Source organism: Treponema sp. R80B11-R83G3 (genome assembly GCF_054786115.1).
Genome location: NZ_BDHF01000402.1, coordinates 1 through 607, shown reverse-complemented (window position 1 = coordinate 607; position 607 = coordinate 1). Strand labels below are relative to the sequence as shown.

Genomic DNA, 607 nt, shown 5'->3' with positions numbered 1-607 from the left:
CTTTATGGATTATATCCATGAAGAAAACCGCTCACAATAATCCTTTACACCTTGATAAATTTGCGGTTTTCTTCTAGGGACTTAAAAAAAACCGTTGGTTTTTTTTAAGTCCCATTTAACCTTCCCATTTACTATTTGTTTATATTTGTGTTATATTAACTTATAAGGACAACTTATGAAACAGATTATATTTTTATTATTGGCGATTTTTATGGCAATACCGGCTTTTTCTCAGTCGGCTTTACAGCCTGCGGCAACTGTAAATTTAACAAAAACCGAGGCTATTACCGTCGGACAACTCCGTACAGACGTGGAACGGATGGAAAAAGCTTCCGGTAAGACGTTAACCAAGGCCGAGAGGCTTCAGGTTTTAGACGTAATAATCAATGAAAGACTGGTTTTACAGGCCGCAGAGCGTGACAGAATAATGGTCACGGAAAACGAGATAAACCAGCAAATGCAGCAACTGCGTAACGCGTTGGCCCAACAGCTTGGCCGCCAGCCTACGGAAGCGGAATTCTCACAGGCCGTCAAGGCTGAAAGCGGACTTGACGTACAAGCTTTCAGGGAGCAGCTTCGCAAACAGTTTATCGTCCAAAAATACCTC

1 protein-coding gene is annotated in these 607 nt (G+C 41.8%); it reads left to right on the top strand.

The window, feature by feature from the left end:
• Positions 1-175: 175 nt before the first annotated feature.
• On the top strand, positions 176-607 hold a 432-nt coding region (locus tag ACYVRH_RS14115), incomplete at its 3' end, for a SurA N-terminal domain-containing protein (protein WP_461257511.1).